The sequence below is a fragment of the Pantoea sp. GABEPS69 genome (genome assembly GCF_045780835.1).
Classification (GTDB): Bacteria; Pseudomonadota; Gammaproteobacteria; order Enterobacterales; family Enterobacteriaceae; genus Pantoea; species Pantoea septica.
This window is the reverse complement of record NZ_CP118618.1, coordinates 2,411,954-2,430,150: the sequence shown is the minus strand read 5'-3', so window position 1 is coordinate 2,430,150 and position 18,197 is coordinate 2,411,954. Positions and strand designations below refer to the sequence as shown.

Sequence of the window (18,197 nt, the reverse complement as noted above, 5' to 3'; positions counted from 1 at the left end):
CAGGATGCAGGGGTGGCGCAACCGGCTCTCTACGACGCCATACGAAAATCAATCATAGTTCACGCTGGAAGAGTTGCCGGAGCAGGGCGCGGCGCGAAAGCGGCTATCGCAGCGCGCGGCGGGAAAATTAGGTGATGCACATCACAAATTAAAAAGTGCATCTATACTTGGTACTCTTGCCTGGATTGGTGAAATTATATGCAAATTCAGGATGTTAAAACTCATGGAGTGAATGTGGAGCAGAATAAACCTGAATCAAACGACAGCAGCGCGCCGTCGGCCGATACCGTTCGCCAGCGGCTCTTTTTCGTGGTGCTGGTGGCGACCATGGGCGCGCTCGCCTTTGGCTACGACACCGGCATTATTTCCGGCGCGCTGCCCTATATGACGCTGCCGCCCGCGCAGGGCGGTCTCGACCTCACCCCGTTCACCGAAGGGCTGGTGACCTCGTCCTTGATCTTCGGCGCCGCGGTCGGCGCCTTCCTTAGCGGCTATGTCTCGGATCGCTTCGGCCGCCGCATCACTCTGCGCAGCCTGGCGCTGGTCTTTGTCGCCGGCGCTATCGGCACCGCCGTTGCGCCTAACGTCGAGGTAATGGTCGCGATGCGACTGCTGCTCGGCATCGCGGTCGGCGGCGGCTCCTCTACCGTACCGGTGTTTATCGCCGAGATCGCCGGACCGCGCCATCGCGCGCCGCTGGTGAGCCGCAACGAGCTGATGATCGTTTCCGGCCAGCTGCTCGCCTACGTGGTCAGCGCGCTGATGAGCTACCTGCTGCACGATCCGAAAATGTGGCGCTATATGCTGGCGCTGGCGATGATCCCCGGCGCGCTGCTTTTTATCGGCACCTTCTTCGTTCCCGCCTCGCCGCACTGGCTGGTGGCGGAAGGGCGCATCAAAGAGGCGATGCGCGTGATGAAGAAGCTGCGCGAAACGCCGCGCGAGGTGCGCAAAGAGATGGCGGAGATGCGCAAACAGGCGCGCGCAGCGGAGCGCGGCCCGTCGGCCGGCGAGCTGCTGCGTGAGAAATGGGTGGTGCGTCTGCTGCTGCTCGGCGCCGGTATGGGCATCGTCATTCAGTTCACCGGCGTTAACGCCTTTATGTACTACACGCCGATTATTCTGAAAACCACCGGCATGGGCACCAGCGCCTCTATTGCCGCCACCATCGGCAACGGCGTGGTGTCGGTACTGGCGGTGATGGCCGGGATCCGCGCGGTAGGGCGCTTCGGCCGCCGTCCGATGCTGATGACCGGACTATGCGTGGTGATCGCGGCGCAGCTGGCGCTGGGCTCGGTGCTGGTCTTTATGCCGCAGAACATGACGCAGAGCCTGCTTGCGCTCGCCTGCATCATGCTGTTCCTGTTCTTTATGCAAATGTGCATCTCGCCGGTCTACTGGCTGCTGATGTCGGAGCTGTTCCCGATGAAGGTGCGCGGCGTGCTCACCGGCACCGCCGTCTCTTTCCAGTGGATCTGCAACGCGGCGGTCGCTTTCGCCTTTCCGCCGCTGCTGGCGCTGGCGGGCAACAGCACCTTCTTTATTTTCGCGGCGATTAACGTAGCATCGCTGGCGTTTGTCGCTCTGATGCTGCCGGAGACGCGCGGTAAATCGCTGGAGCAGATCGAAACCCTGATGCGTGAGCGTTTTGGCGAAACGGATAAAGCCGCCGCCAGCGACGCGGCATAAGCGCAGGCTGCGGATTATCCCGCTGATAATCCGCAGCTATCACACCGAATACTATTACCGTCTGGCGGCCGACGCCCCGTCCGGGAATAATCTCACCATGGCTACTTATCGAATCAAAGTGGGATTTCATAATCCCTCCGCGCTGACCTTCCGGGAGCTGGATGTGATTCTGGCTGAAGCGTCATTCCGCGCCGCGCAGTCACAGCGCGCCGGCGTTCGTTATTTCACGGAGTATGAATATGAGTCGGAGGGCGATCTCTGTTCGGTATGCGCGCTGGCCTATAGCCACGCCTGCAAAGTGAGGAAATGTCCGCTGGTACTGGTGGAGATGCAAAAGGCCGAGGCGGGCGTCTGATCGATTGTGACGCCGCGCCTCGGGCGGTTACAGCAGTTCGTCGGCCTGAATCGGCTGCGCATGCCAGCGCTCGACCGCCTGCTTGACTTCATCTTCGCTGGGATTCTCTTCCGTCGCCACGTTGTAGCGTTTGCCGTCCACCGCGATGACCGTGACCGGCAGCACATAGCGCTGCAGCTCCTCGCGGTTCGGCGAAGTGCTGCTTTCGGTCTCTTCAGGCGCTTTGATCTCAACCTCGACTTCTACCTGGCCCGCTGCAAAGCTTTTGACTTCGCCGTGATAGCCGGCGCCGAAAATCAGATAATCCTGGTTCATAGTCTCTCCTGAGGGTGAGCGGCATCGCACAGCGCGATGCCGTCGGTGGCGCGTTATGCCTGTTTCGGCTGCCCGTTCGAGGCGGTAATGCCGCCGTCGACCGGCAGATTGACGCCGGTGATATAGCGCGCGTCGTCGCTGGCGATAAACAGCACTGCGCTGGCGATATCGTCCGGCTCGCCGGCGCGACGCAGCGCGATGCGGTCATAGAAGCGTTCCATCAGCGCCTCGTCGTTTTTCATCTCTTCCGTCAGGTCGGTGAAGGTCAGGCCGGGACAGATGGCGTTGACGCGCACGCCGTCAGCGCCGTAGTCCATCGCCAGCGAGCGGGTAAAGTTAGTTACTGCACCTTTCGCCGCGTTATAGACGCTCATGCCCCAGTCGCCGCCAAGGCCGGACACCGAGGAGATATTGACCACGTTGCCCTGGGTTTTCAGCAGGTCGGGCATAAAGTGGTGAATACAGTAGTAAACCCCGTCAAGATCGACCTTCATCAGCTTGTGCCAGTCATCCGGCTGCACCTCGTGAATGCGGCCCTGCACCACGCTGCCCGCGTTATTGACGAGGACATCGACGCGCCCGTATTTCTCCGCCACGCGATCGCGCAGCGCTTTAACCTGATCGACCTCCGCGACGTCGCACGGCGCCACCAGATGATCGCCTGATGCCAGCATCGCCAGCGTCTTCTGCAGCTTCTCCTCGGTTCGGCCGACCAGCACCACGGCGGCGCCTTCACGGGAAAACTGTTGCGCCGTAGCCTGACCAATACCCGATCCCGCCCCGGTGACAACGACCACTTTTCCTGTAAATCTCGACATGCTCTCTCCTTATGGTGGGGTGAATGACATTACCTTTAAGCCTGGCAGCCAGATGAGATCGTTCAAGCCAGACGGCAATATCCCTGCAATAAGTCTGTACTTTATGGCTGACAGCTGGCCTACACTGTCAGGCACTAACCGAGGAGCAACCATGCCATCACAGACGCTTTCCGCTGACTGCTGCATCGTCGGCGGCGGCCCGGCGGGCCTGATGACCGGCTACCTGCTGGCGCGCGCGGGCCTGCAGGTGGTCGTCATTGAAAAACACGCCGACTTTCTGCGCGATTTTCGCGGCGACACCATTCATCCCTCCACGCTGGAGGTGATGCACCATCTGGGCCTGCTGGATAAGCTGCTGGCGCTGCCGCACCAGCGCGCCGAAAAGCTGCAGGCGGAAATGGGCGGCGAAGAGGTGACGATGGCCGATTTCTCGCGCCTGCCGGTGCGCTGCCGCTTTATCGCCTTTATGCCGCAGTGGGATTTCCTTAACTTTCTCGCCGGCCAGTGCGCCGCCTTTCCCGGCTTCAGGCTATTGACCTCGACCACGCTCAGCGAGCTGATCGTCGAGCAGAATCGGGTGTGCGGCGTCACCGCGCTGCGCGACGGCCAGCCGCTGACCATCCGCGCGCAGCTGGTGATCGGCGCCGACGGGCGGCATTCGGCGGTCAGGGCGCAGGCGGGGCTGACCAGCCGCGCCTTCGGCACGCCGCGCGACGTGATCTGGTTCCGGCTCGACAAGCAGCCTGACGATCCCGCGATGGGCACCGGCCACAGCGGCCCGCGCAATAACTTTATCGTTATCGATCGCGGCGACTACTGGCAGTGCGGCTTCACGATCGAGAAAGGGGAGTTTGAGGCGCTGCAGCGCGCCGGGCTGGCGGCGCTGAAGCAGCGCATCGCCGCGGTGTCGCCGTTCGACGCCGGACGGCTGGAGACCATCGACGACTGGTCGCAGGTCCGGCTGCTGTCGATTCGTATCGACCGGCTGGATAAGTGGATGCGGCCCGGACTGCTCTGCATCGGCGATGCGGCGCACGCCATGTCGCCTATCGGCGGGGTCGGCGTCAACCTGGCGATCCAGGATGCGGTGGCCGCCGCCAACCTGCTGACCCGGCCGCTACAGCGCGGCAGAGTCACGCTGCGCGATCTGGCCCGGGTGCAGAAACGCCGCCAGTTTCCCACCGTTGCTACCCAGTTTTTGCAGATCAAAATGAGCCGTAAGCGGCCGGGCGGAGGCGGGAAAAATCCGATGCCGGGCATGCTGCGCAAATGGCCGTTCCTGCGTTTTGTCTTTGGGCGGCTGCTCGGCATGGGATTTCGCATGGAAAAACCGCGCCGCTTTGCGGCGCGCTAAGGCCGAACGCGCGTCGCAATCCTATACTTGACCCATTAAAAGGTCCGTCACCAGGATACGCCTGTGGAAAATCCTCAACTGCTGGCGCAGCGTCAGCGACGCGCGTTGATTGCCGGCTCGGTCGGCAACTTTATCGAATGGTATGAGTTCGCCGTTTACGGCTTTCTCGCTACGCTCATCGCACAGAATTTCTTTCAGCTGCACGGCGCCTCGGCGCTCAGCAGCCTGATCCTGACCTACGCCTCTTTCGCCATCGCCTTTTTCTTTCGTCCGCTGGGCGCCGTTATCTTCGGCCGCATCGGCGATCGGATCGGCCGCAAGCCGACGCTGATTGCGGTGCTGCTGCTGATGACGCTGGCGACCACGCTGATTGGCCTGGCGCCGACCAGCGCCGCGCTGGGCATCGCCGCGCCGCTGATCCTCACCGGCTTGCGTATCCTGCAGGGATTGTTCGCAGGCGGCGAGTATGGCGGCGCGGTGGCGCTGATGACCGAGTTTGCGCCGCCGGGCAAGCGCGGGCTCTACGGCGCGTGGCAATCTTTTACCGTGGCGCTGGGGCTGCTGGCGGGCGCGGGCGTAGTGGCGCTGCTTTCGGGGCTGCTCAGCCCCGACGCAATGCTGGCCTGGGGCTGGCGCGTGCCTTTCCTGCTGGCGCTGCCGCTCGGACTGATTGCGCTGTGGCTGCGGCTGAGCATGGAGGAGACGCCGAGCTTTATTCGCCAGCACCAGCAGCCTCGTCCGCAGGCGAGCGCCGCGCAGACGCTGAAAATTATTCTGCTGGCGATTGCGCGGGTGATGCTCTGGTCGGCGGCGGGCTATACCTGGCTGGTGATTATGCCTAGCTATCTGCAGGCGGCGCTGCACGCCGGCTTCAATCAGGCGCTGCTGAGCGCGGTGATTTCTAACCTGGGCTTTGCCGCCGCCATTTTGCCGGCCGGCTGGCTCAGCGATAAAATCGGCCGCCGCCGCGTGATGGTCACGGCCAGCGTCTTGCTGCTGCTGCTCGCGTTTCCGCTGCTCAACCTGTTGCAGGCGGATACCACCTCGACGGCGCTGCGTGCGCTGGTGGTGTTTGTCGCCGGCGGCATCGTCGGGATGCTGGCGGGGCCAGGTCCGGCGATGCTGGCGGAGATGTTTCCCACCCATGTGCGCTACACCGGGCTGGGGCTCGCCTATTCGCTGTCGAACGCCATCTTTTCTGGCTGCGCTGGCCTGATTATCACTGGCCTGATGAAGCAGACCGGCAATCTTGATATCCCGGCCTGGTACGTGATGGCCACCGCGCTGGTCACGATTCCGGCGCTGATGACGCTGAAAAACAGCGATGCTCAGCAGCGGCTGTAACCGTTACATCAGCTCAATGCCGAACCGTTTTAACAGCAGCGCCCACAGGGCAAAGAGCGCGAGGGTAATAAGGCAGGCGATCCCGAGCGTGGGCCAGAAGCCGGTGCGCTGGTAGAGGAACGGAAACAGGATAAACATCGGCAGCGTCGGCACCACATACCAGAAGGTGTACCAGGCGTGAGCGGCGATCTTCTCCTGCGCCTGACCTTCCAGCTTCATCCAGATCAGCACCAGCACGGTAACCAGCGGCAGGGCGGCCAGCAGCCCGCCGAGGCGATCGCTGCGCTTCGCCGTTTCGGATATCAGCACCACCATAAAAGCGGTAATCGCATATTTTGAGATAAGCCAGAGCACGGTTTTTTCCCTTAAAGAGCCTGAAAAACGCTGACAGTTAGCGGCAGCCGAACGGGCAATGCGGCGAAGTCAGGCATTCGCGAAAAAAGAGGATGACAGCTTTTACGCTGTGCTGAAAGTGTAGGGCGTGATGCGGAGTAGACAGAGAGGGAATATCGCTGACGGGAAGAGACAGGCGTCCCTTCCCGTTCTTCCCGCATTATGCGGGAAGGCGCGCTGGATTATTTACGACCCAGCAGGAAGCCGATAAAGACGCCAACGCCAGCAGCGACCGCCAGACCGGCAAGCGGGTTGGACTGAACCTGGTCTTTAATGGTGTCTGCCGCGTCACGCGCAGCGTAGGTCGCCTGATTGGAATAACGGCGCGCTGCACCGCGAACGCGATGACGCGGTGAATCGGTCGCTTCGCCCCATTGCTGCTCAGCGGCACCAGCAACTTCTTTAACGGTATCTTCGATTTTTCCTGACATTGTTCGTCTCCTTTGAGTTGGTATTCACTAAAAGCGTAGCAAAGCCCGGCAGTTATGCTGGATGCTTACGCTTTTTTCATCCTATGACTGAGGCTGACCGACCGGGCCACTGCCGCCCGGCGCGCCAGGGGGTTGTTGCCCGCTGGGCGCATGTGGCGGCGCTGGCGCGTCGTGCGGACGCGGCGCGCAGGCCGTAACGGCGCACACGCCGAGCCCGAGTAAAAAAATCATTACCAGCTGTTTCACAGGCTTCTCCTGGCTAAAAAAGGGATGCTGAAAGCGTAGCGGGTGAATAGCCGGAGGACAAACGAGGCGACCGAGAGTAACCGGCCCGCTGTTTATGTTCGACGCGAATGCAGCGCCAGCGACCATATATCCCGACCACATTCCGGACAGTTGCCTTTGTCGCCGGTACGCATCTCTTGTGTCAGACCGCAGCGCTTACAGGCATATAAACCGTCCTGAGGGATTAAGGTGAAGCAGGGGCGATGCGCAGCTGGCAGAACGGAAAGGCCGGGAACGACATCTTCATCTTTATAAAAATAGAGGCTGAGCTGACCATCGACTTCAACCAGTCCCAGGCGGATCTGACCAAGATGCTCTGCGCCCGCATGCCGCAGCTCCATTAAAAACTCATCTTCAGAAATATTGAGTTTGTCGAGATTACTGGATACGTATTTCCCTTCCGAAATAAGGGTAACGACTTGTCCTTCAATTAAGGTCGACAGCGTAGTCGATCGCGACATAGCCCAGGTCGTCAGACGGTAAAGAGCAAGAAGAACGATAAAAACCATGATAACGGGCAGCACCGGCACATCGTCATAAAATGTCACGTCGCCGGAGGCCGAACCCAGCGTCAATATAATCACCACCTCGAAAAGCGACAGCTGCTGAACGCCTCGTCTGCCAGAAATTTTGAGGAAAATAAAAACAACGCTGTAGGCAATAAAAACGCGAATGACGACTTCAAAAAGAAAGGTATAAGGCAGGTCGTTAATAAGAAACTTATGAAAATCGAAGTCGGTCATCTCATGTCCTGTTTACTATTCCTGATTTTTCTCGGCACGGATAAGCGGTCAACTAACGTGGCCCATGGCAAAGCGGGTTAAGGGCGCGGGATAAGGCGGATACCTTCGGGCGCCAGCACGGCCCGGCAAGAGGCGCGTGCTGGTGCCATTACAGGAAGGTGATAAGGGAGGGCGCCCTTATCGCCGACGCCGTCACCACTCGACGCAGATTTTACCCAGATGGGCGCCGCTCTGCTGGTAACGAAAGGCGTCGCCGAGCTCGGCATATTTGAAGGTGCGGTCAATCACCGGCTTCTTGCCCATGATCTCCAGCGCTTTCACAAAATCGACCTGGTCCTGGCGGCTGGCCACAATCAGACCTTTAAGCTGGACCTGTTTCGCCAGCAGGGAGAGCACGGAGATGTCCGCTTTATCGCCGGAGAGAATGCCGATCTGCGCAATATGGCCGCCGACTTTAACCGCCTTCAGGGATTCATTCAGGGTGGCCGGACCGCCCACTTCCACTACGTGGTCGACGCCGAACCCCTGCGTCAGCTCGAGCGCTTTGTCGCCCCATTGCGGCGTGGTTTTGTAGTTGATGGTTTCATCGGCGCCCATCGCTCGTACGGCGGCGAGCTTTTCATCGGAGGAGGAGGTGGCAATCACTCTGGCGCCCATCGCTTTAGCGATTTGCAGCGCCGCGACAGAGACGCCGCCGGTTCCCTGCACCAGCACCGTTTCACCCGCTTTAAGCTGACCATCTGTGACCAGCGCGCGCCAGGCCGTCAGGGCGGAAGTGGTGATGGTGGCAGACTCGATATGGCTCCAGCCTTGCGGCGCATGGGTGAAGGCGCTTTCCGGACGAACAACATATTCGCTCGCCATGCCATCGATGCCGTCGCCGGGCGTATGGGCAAAGTTGCCTGCCGCGGGCAGCGGTTTGCCTGCTGGCCAGATGGGGAAAAAGGTAGAGACGACGGGATCGCCAGCCTTGAACGCTTCAACGCCTTCTCCTACTTCTTCCACAATGCCTGCACCGTCTGACAGCAAGATGCGACCATCCTGAGTAGGGAACTCTCCGCTGGCCACAATCAGGTCGTGAAAGTTGAGCGAGCTGGCTTTAATCGCCACCCGAATTTCGCCTTTGCCAGGCCTGCCGGGGTCGGCAATATCAGTCAGGGTAATGTTTTCCAGACCGCCGGGCGCCTTGAGCGTAACTGCTTTCATCGTGATCTCCTGTAAAAGCGTAGGTTTATCTGATAACCGGTCATTACCCTAAATCATAGGGGCTCTTTATTAAACAGAGGCTTTTTTTGTTACGCCGGGATAGCAGGGCTTCCAGGCGCGTTTAAACTGAACAGTAATACGCCGTATCCGCCATTTTCAGGGGCAGCCTCAGCAAGACGATTGGTTTAATAAAACAAGGAACCCGGCACGATGAGAGTAAAAAATATCCTCCTTACAGGCGCCAGCGGCCGCATTGGACGAACCTGTTTTAAAGCGATGCGCGATAGCTATAATTTCACGCTGACCGACCTGAAGGCGCCAGATTATGAGGTGAGCGCTCCGCACCGTTTTATTGCGGCCGATCTGTCAAAGCCGGGAGCGGCAACCGAACTGCTGGCCGCAGCGAAGCCCGACGCGATAGTGCATCTGGCTGGCATCCCGGACGCTGATGCGACATTCGAACAGCTGCTGCCTGCCAATCTTCTCTCGGTCACCTGGCTGCTGGAAGCCGTAGCGAAAACCGCCTGTCGGCGCTTTGTTTTTGCCAGCAGCGCCCAGACGATAGAGGGCTATCCGGTTGATGTGCAGATCCATCCTGGCATGGCCGTCGCGCCGGCCAATCTGTACGGGGTAACCAAGTGCTATGGCGAGGCGCTCTGCTCCTTTTATGCCATTCAGCACGGGCTCTCCTGCGTCGCGCTCAGGATCGGCGCCTTTGAGCCGAAAGAAGCCGGGCGGCTGAAAAATGCGCGGGATTACAGCGCCTGGCTGAGTCCGCAGGACGCGGTCAATCTCATTACCTGCGCGATAGAAGCAGAAGATATTACCTTTTTTATCGGCTATGGCATTTCCGATAACCGCTTTAAGCGATTCGATCTGTCACGCACCCGGGAAGTGCTGGGCTATCAGCCCGCTGACGATGCTTTCCGGGAATTTGAGGCTGGCTCGCGCCTTTTCCGATAGGCGGTAAGGCAAAGAGAGCGGGCAGAAAGCGATCTGCCCGCCGGCATTACTCTACGGCGATGGGTTTCTCATCCACCGTGGGCTGTTCATCGCCCTGAATCTGCTTAATGCGCTGTTCGGTTGCGTTAACCGCGCTGGCGCTGCTCAGCAGGGTATAGGTCAGCTCAAAGGTGGTGCTTTGGCCCGGCGCTAACTGCTTCACGCGACCCTGCTCTTTTTCAATGGTGACTGGGTAGGCGTAATTGGTGCCCGGCTCAATGCCGGTAACGTAGCCCTGTTTCAGCGTGTCCGTGTTCTTCCACATTGTCAGCAGGGGCAGCTGGTGGGTGTCGAACTCAATCGAGGCGCCTTTGTCGCCCTTGCTGTTGATCACCGCCGCCAGCGTTTTGCCGCTGCTGTCCGCTTTTGGCACCAGGTTAAACACCATTTCATCAAAGTCTTTGGTCGGCGCGTCGTAGGTGTTCCACGCTTTCAGGCCGGTTTTTGCATAATCGTTGAAAGGCGAAACCGACTTCAGCGGCGCGATAAAGCGCGCATCTTTTTCCAGAATCGGCGTGCCAAAGTTGCTGTGATAAATAATTTGATAGTCATGCGGATAGTCGCCGCGGTTGGTCAGCACGTCATGCAGGGTAAAGGATTTAGCGCCGGGCACGTAACGTAGCTCGGTCCAGGTCTCCAGATTCGCTTTTTTAAAGGTGTTTTCTTTCAGCAGACCGCGCACGCGAATTTCATGCGGCGCCTTCTCGTCGATAGTGACCTCAACGCGGGACGCTGGCGTATTGCCTGCTTTGCCGTGCAGGGTGTAAATCCTGCCGTCTTTGACCACCGGATGCCCGGTCCACTCGTAGCCGCAGCGCACCATCATTTCATTGAATCCTTCCAGCCAGCCTAATCCATTGCGGCTTTCAAGGTTGATATAGGCTGGGTTGACCACCTCGTCGACTGGCGAATCCCAGCCCAGCCGGACGCCATCGCCATTCACGTGCAGCAAATCCATGCCGCGCGTCGGGCTCAGGGCGATAGTCAGGCCGTTTTGGCTGGTGATAGTCAGCACTTTCGAACCTTCCTGCTTGCCGCCGTGCAGGACTTTCTGCTGTAAGCTGAAGGTGTCACCTGAAAGCTTCAGCTGTTTACTGCTAATCTGCCAGTTCCCCTTGTCTGTACCCGCTTCAGCATCTGTCAGCACCCACGTCTGCGCTGCTGCCTGACCGCTGAATGCCGCCATAACCATGCCTGCTAAAAGTGTCTTTTTCATTTTTATGCATCCCGTTGCTGAATTGATTTAGCTGAAGTCGGGCAAGAGTATAAATTGCCGCCGCGCGAAAACGTGATGAGGTTCACCTGGCGCAATTTTTCGTCGGAAGGATGAAATAAATCAGATCTGCATCACAGGTTTTCGCTTAATAAACCAGCGATAAAGGAGAAGAAAAGCAGAAGAGAGCCGAAAAAAGGGCGCTTTATTAAATCGTTTCAGCTTATACGAGAGCGTGTTAGTTGCGTGGTAGCCGCGAAGACAAGGCGATCAGGCGCATGCGGCTGGGGTTTGGCTTGTTGTTTGGGGTTAGCTTGCAGTCAGGCAGCAAGAAGAATGTAATAACAGCGTTGTCAGACTGCCACCGCGCAGCTTTAACACAAGGAGATATTGATGAAAGTGCAGGTTAAAAACCAAAACGGGATGGTGCAGGACTTAGAAGCAACCTCCTTGGTGATTACGCTGGGCAATGGCGAAACCCTCGAAATCGGCGAAGAAAGTAGCGGTCGTCCAGACCATCTGTCTGAGGGCGTCACCGTATGGGGAGGACGGATACCGGAGCAGGGCGCCTCCCTTGATGCACTTAAGGAGTCAACGCGCGGGCTTGGTATCTATCCGCTGGCCGCAAATATGATCCATCTCTTTCCGCTCAGCAAATAACGCCGATCGCTTTCTTCCGGAAGAGCAGATAGCTTTCCCGGCAGATAAACTTAACAACCGCGTCTCTGTGTCAACCTCTGGCCATCTGCTATTCCCCGCCATTAGCCACGCTTTCAGCTGCTTAAAATAATTATCTCTGCCTGCTGCAAAGCGGCCTGCTGTCAGGCATATGTATTAAATGTGAAAATTAATTGTAGGTAGCTGGTTAATATATGGCTTCTGCGTTCTATTTTATCTATGGCAAAGCATGATTATTTTATATTGGTCGGCCAGGCATGCACTGAATTACTATCTGCTGCATAAAATCGAGAGCGGAATATGCGGGGCTATTTTCGTGGCTTTTCCGCAATATTAATTATGTGAGTAAGCTAAAGATGACGTGCATAAAATATTTAATGATCGTTATTTCTATTATGATCACTGCCGGATGCGGGTGGCACCTTAAAGGGCAGACGCAAAAACCTGTGAATTTAAGAACCTTAATTATGATTTCTGACGATCCACACGGGCCGCTGAGTCGCGCCGTGCGTAAAGAGCTACGGCTGAATGGAATAGAGATCGTTGACAACATGTCGACTGCTCGTGTGGATCTTATCACGCTCCATCTGGAAAATGATGTGAAGGGAGAGGATACCGCTTCGGTCATCGGCGACCGCACAGCGGAAAAACAACTCTTTATATCACTCAGCGCGACGGTGATTGTCCCGGGAAAAGACAGGATATCCCTTACTGAAAAGATTTACCGTTCCCGCTTTATAAACGCACAGGGAGCACTGCTTGACGCCAGCGCACAGGAGGTCATCACGCGCGAAATGTATGAGCAGGTCGCGGCTAAACTCGTGCGCCGGCTCATACTGATTAGTAATAAGATTTGAAACCTTTCAGGATAGTCAGGGAAATGTAATGGGCAAGCAGGCTTATCTTTTTTATATCTCCATTACCGAACTGCTCGTCTGGTTTGGTATTTTCGGCTGGGATGCGACCCCTTTAATGAATATATCGATACTGACTGTGGTTGTTATTCCGTTGATTATTGCCTTTTTATTTATGAAGGAGTAGTCGATTACTGCGCCTATCCCTTCATATCCAGACGAGAACAGAGCTGACCAATAAAGTCGATGAGCTGCCGATGACTGGGGCTGAGCGCCTGCTGGTCAAGGGTGACCACCCCCGTATCCATGTAAGTAGTAGAGTTATCTATAGTACGACGCATAACCCGTAGCCCATCAAGCGACCAGGGACGGTAAACTAAATCCGATAAAATCGTGACGCCTTTGCCCTGTGCAACAAAGCTGCGCACCGCCTCAAAAGAGTTGGTGCGGAAAAAAACGTCTGGCCCTGTTCCATGTCCTTTCCAGTATTCGCTTATCACGCCAGGATATTCGTCGGTGCTCAAAAGTATAAAGGGCACCTTTTCCACATCCTGTAAAAGCAGCGCTGTTTTACTTAATAAAGGATGCCCACTGCATGCCCATAACCGACGCGGAGAGCGCATGAACGTTTCTATTTTCAAATCGCTATCGTGCGGTATGTTTGAGGTGAGCAAAAGCGCAAAGTCAATTTGCCTGTTGCGTAACTGCGCGATAAGCGCGGGAGAGGGTGCCTCAACAAACTGGAGATCGACTAAAGGAAAACGCTGCTCGACATCATGTAATATCTGCGGCAGCAGATAAGCGGACAGAGTTTCAGAAATGCCAATGCGGCAAATGCCAAACGCGGTTTCAGGCTTATTTTGCAAATCATCAAAAGCCGCCTGGCTGTCACTGATAATTTTACGGGCATAAGCCAGTAACCGTTCGCCCGCCGCTGTCACCCGTACCCCTTTAGCATGCCTGACGAAGAGCTGCGTATTGAGGGCAGACTCGAGATTGCGCATCGCTATTGTCATCGAGGATTGAGAGATATGACAGTGACTTGCAGCCCTGGAGATCTGATGCGTCTCCGCCAGAGCAATAAATAGTTCAAGTTGTCTTAACGTAAATTTCATGAAATTTATCTGCGCCTGACAATCAAGCATTTATTTTATCATAGAAAAAAAGGCGTGAGGTAAATGACACCTGGACTGAATAACAGATAAGGGGCTCAGGCGAGGTACAGCATGACTACCACGATAATGCTATAGCCAAAAGAGAGCATTAAAAGCTTGCGTAGGGTTTTCAGCGACGCACGTTTCTCTTTTAATCTCTGTTTAATATTTTTTTGCGCGGCGGGAACATTAAGCGGCAGTTCACACCAGCTACACGCTTCTGCCTGTTCAAATAAATGACTGACTTCTCGGAGGTTATATATAAAACACAAGATTAAGAAAAGATTGATGGAAATAATTAACATTAACGCCATAGTATTAACAGGGATCATTTTTATCTCTGGTGAGCGGGTAAAGGATAAACTGAGTTTAATCAGCGCTAAATTATCTTCTGTTTCGCACTAAGCGTATTATATTGAATAACCCTGCTCAGGGAATAAAATTGATGTTAAGCAGGCGCAAATTTATTTTTTGCTGAGCCTGCTTTATCTTTAAACCCCAGTGCGCCATCGGCCCCTTGCGCCAGCCCTTACTCCTGAACCCGCTCAAACGTCGCGATCACCCGGTCGATATGTTTCTTCATCGCGCTTCGCGCCGCTTTACCGTCGCGTTTCTCCAGCGCGGAGAGAATAGCCCTGTGCTCGGATTCCGAGACAGAAGGCATGTCGCCTGGCGTATAGTGCGCCTGCAGCATGCGGAACATGCTGCCGTAGCGGTGGCCGAGCAGATGGCCAATGATAAAGCCATAGGCCGGGTTGCCGCTCGCCTGGGCGATACGGATATGGAACAGCCGGTCGCCGGGATGGGTACGCGACTGAGCGCGGTTATCCTCGCAGTTTTGCTCATAGGCCGCGCGGATCAGCGCCAGCTCCTCGTCGCTGGCGTGCACCGCGGCCAGCGCGGCCGCCTCCGGCTCAATCAGGCGCCGCGCCTGCAGCAGGGAGAACGGCGGCAGCTCGGTAGAGAAGTCCAGCTTGATGCCCAGCTCATCGTCCAGCTCGCGCCACTGATCGCGTCCGGCCTGCATCATCACCGGCTCCTGAGTGCGGGAGCGCGCCTTCACAATCACGCCGTTGCCGACCTTCACATCCACCAGCCCAATCACCTCCAGCGCAATCAGCGCTTCGCGCACCGAGGCGCGACTCACCTGCAGTTGTTCGGCCAGCTCGCGCTCCGCTGGCAGGCGGCTGCCGGGCGGAAACTCGTTATTGTCGATAAGCTTGATCAGCTGGTCAGCTATTTGTCTGTAAAGCCTGGGGTTTTCCATCTTTTTTATCGGCATCGCACTGCTACCCGTCTAAATAAATTAAGTGACCCGATGCACAAATAATCGTCAGGACACTTGTCAATGTTACGCAAATGTCAATAAAACGTAATGCGTCAGCGAAAAAGTAGCCAGCGTTATTTGCTATTCCGGAAGGGCAAAACACCTCTCTATTGGCCTGACCATTAGATCTTTGGACCAGAGGAAATGCAATGAATTTACACGGAAAACGCGTATTAATCACCGCCGCCGGGCAGGGCATCGGGCTGGCCAGCGCGCGCTACTTCGCTCAGCAGGGCGCAGAGGTGATTGCCAGCGATATCAATCTGGCCGCGCTGCAGGATCTGCCCGGCATCCGCGCTTATCGGCTGGACGTTACCGATCCTCAGGCGATTCGCGCGGCGGCGCAGGAGCTCGGCACGCTCGATGCGCTGTTTAACTGCGCCGGCGTCGTCCACAGCGGCAGCCTGCTGGCGTGCAGCGAAAAGGAGTGGCAGTTCGCGCTCGATCTCAACGTCACCGCGATGTTTCACATGATCCAGGCCTTTCTGCCCGCGATGCTGCAACAGCGCAGGGGCTCGATTATCAACATGTCGTCGGTGGCCTCCAGCATCAAAGGCGTCGCCAATCGCTTTGCCTACAGCGCCACCAAAGCGGCGGTCATCGGTCTGACGCGCTCGGTGGCGGCGGACTACATCGGCGACGGCATCCGCTGCAACGCCATCTGCCCCGGCACGGTCGATTCGCCGTCGCTGCGCCAGCGCATCGCCGCCCAGGCGCAGGCGGAAGGGCGCTCGGAAGAGGAAGTCTATGACGCCTTTGTCGCGCGTCAGCCCATTGGCCGCATCGGCACGCCTGAGGAGATCGCTTATCTCGCGGCCTACCTGGCGTCCGATGCCAGCGCCTACACCACCGGCACCGCCCAGATTATCGATGGCGGCTGGAGCAACTAACAGGAGTGGAGCAATGAAATTATTACGTGTAGGCGAGCCGGGCAACGAGCGTCCGGCGCTGCTGGATGAGCAGGGCGAACTGCGCGATCTGTCGCACTATATCGATGACCTCGCGGGCGATGCGCTGCTGCCCTCCTCGCTGGAAAGGCTGCGCCAGCTGCCGCTCAGCGAGCTGCCCAAAATCAGTGGGCAGCCGCGCACGGGCGCCTGCGTCGGCCGGATCGGCAAGTTTATCTGTATCGGCCTGAACTATGCCGATCACGCCGCGGAGACCGGCGCCGCCATCCCGCAGGAGCCGGTGGTCTTCGGCAAATGGACCAGCGCGGTGGTCGGCCCTAACGACGCGGTGCGCATTCCGCGCGGCTCGGTGAAAACCGACTGGGAAGTTGAGCTGGGCGTTGTAATCGGCAAAGGCGGCAGCTACATCGACGAAGCGGATGCGCTGTCGCACGTGGCGGGCTACTGCGTGGTTAACGACGTCTCCGAGCGCGAATATCAAATCGAGCGCGGCGGCACCTGGGACAAAGGCAAAGGCTGCGACACCTTTGGTCCCATCGGCCCCTGGCTGGTGACCGCCGATGAGCTCGCCGATCCGCAGCAGCTCGATCTCTGGCTGGAGGTCGACGGCAAACGCTATCAGAACGGCAACACCCGCACCATGATCTTCACGGTGGCGCATATCATCAGCTATCTCAGCCGCTTTATGAGCCTGCAGCCGGGCGACGTGATCTCTACCGGCACGCCGCCGGGCGTCGGCATGGGACAGAAACCGCCGGTTTACCTGCGTCCGGGCCAGGAGATCCGCTTAGGCATCGCCGGGCTGGGCGAGCAGCGCCAGATCACCGAGGGCAGCGAAGCATGACCAGACTGACCTCACTGCGCGTCGAAGATATCCGTTTTCCCACGTCCGAACATCTCGACGGGTCGGACGCGATGAACCCGGACCCCGACTACTCTGCCGCCTACGTCATTATCGAAACGGATAACGCGGCGATCAGCGGGCACGGCCTGACCTTTACCATCGGGCGCGGCAACGAGATTTGCTGCGCAGCGATCCGCGCGCTGGAGCACCTGATCGTCGGCCGCCAGCTGGAAGCGATCACCGCCGATATGGGGCAGTTCTGGCGCGATATCACCAGCGACAGCCAGCTGCGCTGGATCGGGCCGGATAAAGGCGCCATTCATCTGGCGACCGGCGCGGTGGTCAACGCGGTGTGGGATCTGTGGGCGAAATCGGAAGAGAAGCCGCTGTGGCGGCTGGTGGCCGATATGTCGCCGCAGGAGCTGGTGCGCTGCATCGATTTCCGCTACCTCACCGACTGCATCACGCCAGACGAGGCGCTCGCCTTGCTGACGGCGCAGCAGCCGGGCAAGGCGGCGCGCATCCTTCAGCTCGAGCGGCAGGGCTATCCCTGCTACACCACCTCGGCGGGCTGGCTCGGCTACGACGACGACAAGCTGCGCCGCCTTTGCCAGCAGGCGGTCGACGCCGGCTTCTCCCATATCAAGCTGAAGGTTGGGCGCGATCTCGACGACGATATTCGCCGCGTGCGCATTGCGCGCGAGGTGCTGGGGCCGCATCGCCAGCTGATGATCGACGCCAATCAGGTGTGGGAAGTCAACGACGCCATCGACTGGGTGCAACAGCTGGCGTTCGCGCAGCCCTGGTTTATCGAAGAGCCCACCAGTCCGGACGACATCGAAGGGCACCGCAAAATTCGTCAGGGCGTCGCGCCGGTCAAAGTCGCCACCGGCGAGATGTGCCAGAACCGCATCATCTTTAAGCAGCTGATAATGCGCGAGGCGATCGACGTGGTGCAGATCGACGCCTGTCGCCTCGGCGGCGTCAACGAGGTGCTGGCGGTGATGCTGATGGCGGCGAAATATCAGCTGCCGGTCTGCCCGCACGCCGGCGGCGTGGGGCTGTGCGAATACGTGCAGCATCTGTCGATGATCGACTTTGTCTGCATTGCCGGCAGCTATGAAGGTCGCGTCATCGAATATGTCGATCATCTGCACGAACATTTTTTGCATCCGTGCGAGATCCGCGGCGCCGCCTATATGCCACCGACCGCGCCCGGCTTCTCGATCGAAATGGTGCCCGCCTCGCGCGAGAAATACCGCTATCGCGCGCAGGGAGGCTGAG

General features: G+C 57.9%; 22 protein-coding genes. 11 read left to right on the top strand and 11 right to left on the bottom strand.

Annotated features, from left to right (window positions below; all coding sequences use genetic code 11):
- The first annotated feature begins 327 nt into the window (after positions 1 to 327).
- Together PVE98_RS11950 and PVE98_RS11945 are read left to right on the top strand one after the other, a co-directional pair.
- The gene (locus PVE98_RS11950; RefSeq protein ID WP_407568597.1) at positions 328 to 1,689 is read left to right on the top strand and encodes a sugar porter family MFS transporter; all 1,362 of its coding nucleotides are present in this window, start codon (positions 328 to 330) and stop codon (positions 1,687 to 1,689) included.
- A 97-nt stretch (positions 1,690 to 1,786) separates the two neighbouring features.
- Complete coding sequence (locus PVE98_RS11945; RefSeq protein WP_033748045.1) at positions 1,787 to 2,044, top strand: hypothetical protein; 258 nt, start codon at positions 1,787 to 1,789, stop codon at positions 2,042 to 2,044.
- Between the two features lie 27 nt (positions 2,045 to 2,071).
- Here the strand turns inward: PVE98_RS11945 and PVE98_RS11940 are convergent, their stop codons facing one another.
- Both PVE98_RS11940 and PVE98_RS11935 read right to left on the bottom strand, forming a co-directional pair.
- Positions 2,072 to 2,359: a hypothetical protein gene (locus PVE98_RS11940; RefSeq protein WP_033747824.1), complete on the bottom strand. Its 288-nt coding sequence runs from the start codon at positions 2,357 to 2,359 to the stop codon at positions 2,072 to 2,074.
- A gap of 53 nt (positions 2,360 to 2,412) precedes the next feature.
- Complete coding sequence (locus PVE98_RS11935) at positions 2,413 to 3,177, bottom strand: SDR family NAD(P)-dependent oxidoreductase (RefSeq protein ID WP_033747821.1); 765 nt, start codon at positions 3,175 to 3,177, stop codon at positions 2,413 to 2,415.
- 151 nt (positions 3,178 to 3,328) lie between these two features.
- Here PVE98_RS11935 and PVE98_RS11930 point away from each other — a divergent pair, with 151 nt between their 5' ends.
- Together PVE98_RS11930 and PVE98_RS11925 are read left to right on the top strand one after the other, a co-directional pair.
- A complete protein-coding gene (locus PVE98_RS11930) occupies positions 3,329 to 4,531 on the top strand; it encodes an FAD-dependent oxidoreductase (RefSeq protein WP_333620416.1) in 1,203 nt (400 codons plus the stop codon).
- Between the two features lie 63 nt (positions 4,532 to 4,594).
- The gene (locus PVE98_RS11925) at positions 4,595 to 5,875 is read left to right on the top strand and encodes an MFS transporter (protein WP_096072971.1); all 1,281 of its coding nucleotides are present in this window, start codon (positions 4,595 to 4,597) and stop codon (positions 5,873 to 5,875) included.
- Positions 5,876 to 5,878: 3 nt separating this feature from the next.
- On the opposite strand, the gene PVE98_RS11920 is transcribed toward PVE98_RS11925, so the two are convergent.
- From PVE98_RS11920 to PVE98_RS11900, 5 genes are all read right to left on the bottom strand, one after another.
- Positions 5,879 to 6,229 (bottom strand): DUF3147 family protein, encoded by a 351-nt coding sequence (locus tag PVE98_RS11920; RefSeq protein WP_033747814.1) that lies wholly within the window; start codon positions 6,227 to 6,229, stop codon positions 5,879 to 5,881.
- A 221-nt stretch (positions 6,230 to 6,450) separates the two neighbouring features.
- Positions 6,451 to 6,699 carry a YqjD family protein gene (locus PVE98_RS11915; RefSeq protein ID WP_033747813.1) on the bottom strand — a complete coding sequence of 83 codons (249 nt, stop codon included), beginning with the start codon at positions 6,697 to 6,699 and terminating at the stop codon, positions 6,451 to 6,453.
- A gap of 81 nt (positions 6,700 to 6,780) precedes the next feature.
- The gene (locus tag PVE98_RS11910; RefSeq protein ID WP_333620415.1) at positions 6,781 to 6,945 is read right to left on the bottom strand and encodes a hypothetical protein; all 165 of its coding nucleotides are present in this window, start codon (positions 6,943 to 6,945) and stop codon (positions 6,781 to 6,783) included.
- A gap of 92 nt (positions 6,946 to 7,037) precedes the next feature.
- Entirely contained in the window at positions 7,038 to 7,727 is a 690-nt protein-coding gene (locus PVE98_RS11905; protein WP_096072972.1) for a DUF421 domain-containing protein, read from the bottom strand.
- 192 nt (positions 7,728 to 7,919) lie between these two features.
- Entirely contained in the window at positions 7,920 to 8,933 is a 1,014-nt protein-coding gene (locus tag PVE98_RS11900) for an NAD(P)-dependent alcohol dehydrogenase (protein WP_096072973.1), read from the bottom strand.
- A 210-nt stretch (positions 8,934 to 9,143) separates the two neighbouring features.
- On the opposite strand from PVE98_RS11900, the gene PVE98_RS11895 reads away from it, so the two are divergent.
- On the top strand, positions 9,144 to 9,896 hold the full coding sequence (locus tag PVE98_RS11895; protein WP_096072974.1) for an NAD(P)-dependent oxidoreductase: 753 nt from the start codon (positions 9,144 to 9,146) through the stop codon (positions 9,894 to 9,896).
- Between the two features lie 46 nt (positions 9,897 to 9,942).
- Here the strand turns inward: PVE98_RS11895 and PVE98_RS11890 are convergent, their stop codons facing one another.
- Positions 9,943 to 11,151: an aldose 1-epimerase family protein gene (locus tag PVE98_RS11890; RefSeq protein ID WP_096072975.1), complete on the bottom strand. Its 1,209-nt coding sequence runs from the start codon at positions 11,149 to 11,151 to the stop codon at positions 9,943 to 9,945.
- Positions 11,152 to 11,541: 390 nt separating this feature from the next.
- On the opposite strand from PVE98_RS11890, the gene PVE98_RS11885 reads away from it, so the two are divergent.
- The 3 genes from PVE98_RS11885 to PVE98_RS11875 all read left to right on the top strand — a co-directional run bounded on the left by PVE98_RS11885 (position 11,542) and on the right by PVE98_RS11875 (position 12,867).
- A complete protein-coding gene (locus PVE98_RS11885) occupies positions 11,542 to 11,808 on the top strand; it encodes a hypothetical protein (protein ID WP_096072976.1) in 267 nt (88 codons plus the stop codon).
- A gap of 395 nt (positions 11,809 to 12,203) precedes the next feature.
- Positions 12,204 to 12,683, top strand: a complete 480-nt coding sequence (lptE, locus tag PVE98_RS11880) for an LPS assembly lipoprotein LptE (protein ID WP_187143626.1) — start codon at positions 12,204 to 12,206, stop codon at positions 12,681 to 12,683.
- A gap of 28 nt (positions 12,684 to 12,711) precedes the next feature.
- Positions 12,712 to 12,867, top strand: coding sequence for a hypothetical protein (locus tag PVE98_RS11875; protein ID WP_187143627.1), 156 nt, complete (start codon positions 12,712 to 12,714; stop codon positions 12,865 to 12,867).
- A gap of 13 nt (positions 12,868 to 12,880) precedes the next feature.
- On the opposite strand, the gene PVE98_RS11870 is transcribed toward PVE98_RS11875, so the two are convergent.
- The 3 genes from PVE98_RS11870 to PVE98_RS11860 form a co-directional block, all read right to left on the bottom strand.
- Positions 12,881 to 13,795: a LysR family transcriptional regulator gene (locus PVE98_RS11870; RefSeq protein WP_096072978.1), complete on the bottom strand. Its 915-nt coding sequence runs from the start codon at positions 13,793 to 13,795 to the stop codon at positions 12,881 to 12,883.
- Between the two features lie 95 nt (positions 13,796 to 13,890).
- On the bottom strand, positions 13,891 to 14,166 hold the full coding sequence (locus PVE98_RS11865) for a hypothetical protein (RefSeq protein WP_407568509.1): 276 nt from the start codon (positions 14,164 to 14,166) through the stop codon (positions 13,891 to 13,893).
- Positions 14,167 to 14,363: 197 nt separating this feature from the next.
- Positions 14,364 to 15,116, bottom strand: coding sequence for a FadR/GntR family transcriptional regulator (locus PVE98_RS11860; RefSeq protein WP_096072980.1), 753 nt, complete (start codon positions 15,114 to 15,116; stop codon positions 14,364 to 14,366).
- 194 nt (positions 15,117 to 15,310) lie between these two features.
- Between PVE98_RS11860 and PVE98_RS11855 the strand changes: the two genes are divergently transcribed.
- The 3 genes from PVE98_RS11855 to PVE98_RS11845 are packed head-to-tail and all read left to right on the top strand — an operon-like array spanning position 15,311 to position 18,196.
- Positions 15,311 to 16,051: an SDR family oxidoreductase gene (locus PVE98_RS11855; protein ID WP_096072981.1), complete on the top strand. Its 741-nt coding sequence runs from the start codon at positions 15,311 to 15,313 to the stop codon at positions 16,049 to 16,051.
- Positions 16,052 to 16,064: 13 nt separating this feature from the next.
- Positions 16,065 to 16,913, top strand: a complete 849-nt coding sequence (locus PVE98_RS11850; RefSeq protein WP_096072982.1) for a fumarylacetoacetate hydrolase family protein — start codon at positions 16,065 to 16,067, stop codon at positions 16,911 to 16,913.
- A complete protein-coding gene (locus PVE98_RS11845) occupies positions 16,910 to 18,196 on the top strand; it encodes an L-fuconate dehydratase (protein ID WP_096072983.1) in 1,287 nt (428 codons plus the stop codon). The genes PVE98_RS11850 and PVE98_RS11845 overlap by 4 nt, the downstream gene beginning before the upstream one ends.
- Position 18,197 lies beyond the last annotated feature (1 nt).

Excerpts from the sequence above, each read along its gene's own strand:
- PVE98_RS11850 (WP_096072982.1), top strand. The coding sequence starts at position 16,065 with ATGAAATTATTACGTGTAGGCGAGCCGGGCAACGAGCGTCCGGCGCTG.
- PVE98_RS11875 (WP_187143627.1), top strand. The coding sequence starts at position 12,712 with ATGGGCAAGCAGGCTTATCTTTTTTATATCTCCATTACCGAACTGCTC.
- PVE98_RS11860 (WP_096072980.1), bottom strand. The coding sequence starts at position 15,116 with ATGCCGATAAAAAAGATGGAAAACCCCAGGCTTTACAGACAAATAGCT.
- PVE98_RS11915 (WP_033747813.1), bottom strand. The coding sequence starts at position 6,699 with ATGTCAGGAAAAATCGAAGATACCGTTAAAGAAGTTGCTGGTGCCGCT.
- PVE98_RS11855 (WP_096072981.1), top strand. The coding sequence starts at position 15,311 with ATGAATTTACACGGAAAACGCGTATTAATCACCGCCGCCGGGCAGGGC.
- PVE98_RS11885 (WP_096072976.1), top strand. The coding sequence starts at position 11,542 with ATGAAAGTGCAGGTTAAAAACCAAAACGGGATGGTGCAGGACTTAGAA.
- PVE98_RS11940 (WP_033747824.1), bottom strand. The coding sequence starts at position 2,359 with ATGAACCAGGATTATCTGATTTTCGGCGCCGGCTATCACGGCGAAGTC.
- PVE98_RS11905 (WP_096072972.1), bottom strand. The coding sequence starts at position 7,727 with ATGACCGACTTCGATTTTCATAAGTTTCTTATTAACGACCTGCCTTAT.
- lptE (WP_187143626.1), top strand. The coding sequence starts at position 12,204 with ATGATCGTTATTTCTATTATGATCACTGCCGGATGCGGGTGGCACCTT.
- PVE98_RS11865 (WP_407568509.1), bottom strand. The coding sequence starts at position 14,166 with ATGATCCCTGTTAATACTATGGCGTTAATGTTAATTATTTCCATCAAT.
- PVE98_RS11845 (WP_096072983.1), top strand. The coding sequence starts at position 16,910 with ATGACCAGACTGACCTCACTGCGCGTCGAAGATATCCGTTTTCCCACG.
- PVE98_RS11890 (WP_096072975.1), bottom strand. The coding sequence starts at position 11,151 with ATGAAAAAGACACTTTTAGCAGGCATGGTTATGGCGGCATTCAGCGGT.
- PVE98_RS11930 (WP_333620416.1), top strand. The coding sequence starts at position 3,329 with ATGCCATCACAGACGCTTTCCGCTGACTGCTGCATCGTCGGCGGCGGC.
- PVE98_RS11870 (WP_096072978.1), bottom strand. The coding sequence starts at position 13,795 with ATGAAATTTACGTTAAGACAACTTGAACTATTTATTGCTCTGGCGGAG.
- PVE98_RS11900 (WP_096072973.1), bottom strand. The coding sequence starts at position 8,933 with ATGAAAGCAGTTACGCTCAAGGCGCCCGGCGGTCTGGAAAACATTACC.
- PVE98_RS11950 (WP_407568597.1), top strand. The coding sequence starts at position 328 with ATGGGCGCGCTCGCCTTTGGCTACGACACCGGCATTATTTCCGGCGCG.
- PVE98_RS11895 (WP_096072974.1), top strand. The coding sequence starts at position 9,144 with ATGAGAGTAAAAAATATCCTCCTTACAGGCGCCAGCGGCCGCATTGGA.
- PVE98_RS11935 (WP_033747821.1), bottom strand. The coding sequence starts at position 3,177 with ATGTCGAGATTTACAGGAAAAGTGGTCGTTGTCACCGGGGCGGGATCG.
- PVE98_RS11945 (WP_033748045.1), top strand. The coding sequence starts at position 1,787 with ATGGCTACTTATCGAATCAAAGTGGGATTTCATAATCCCTCCGCGCTG.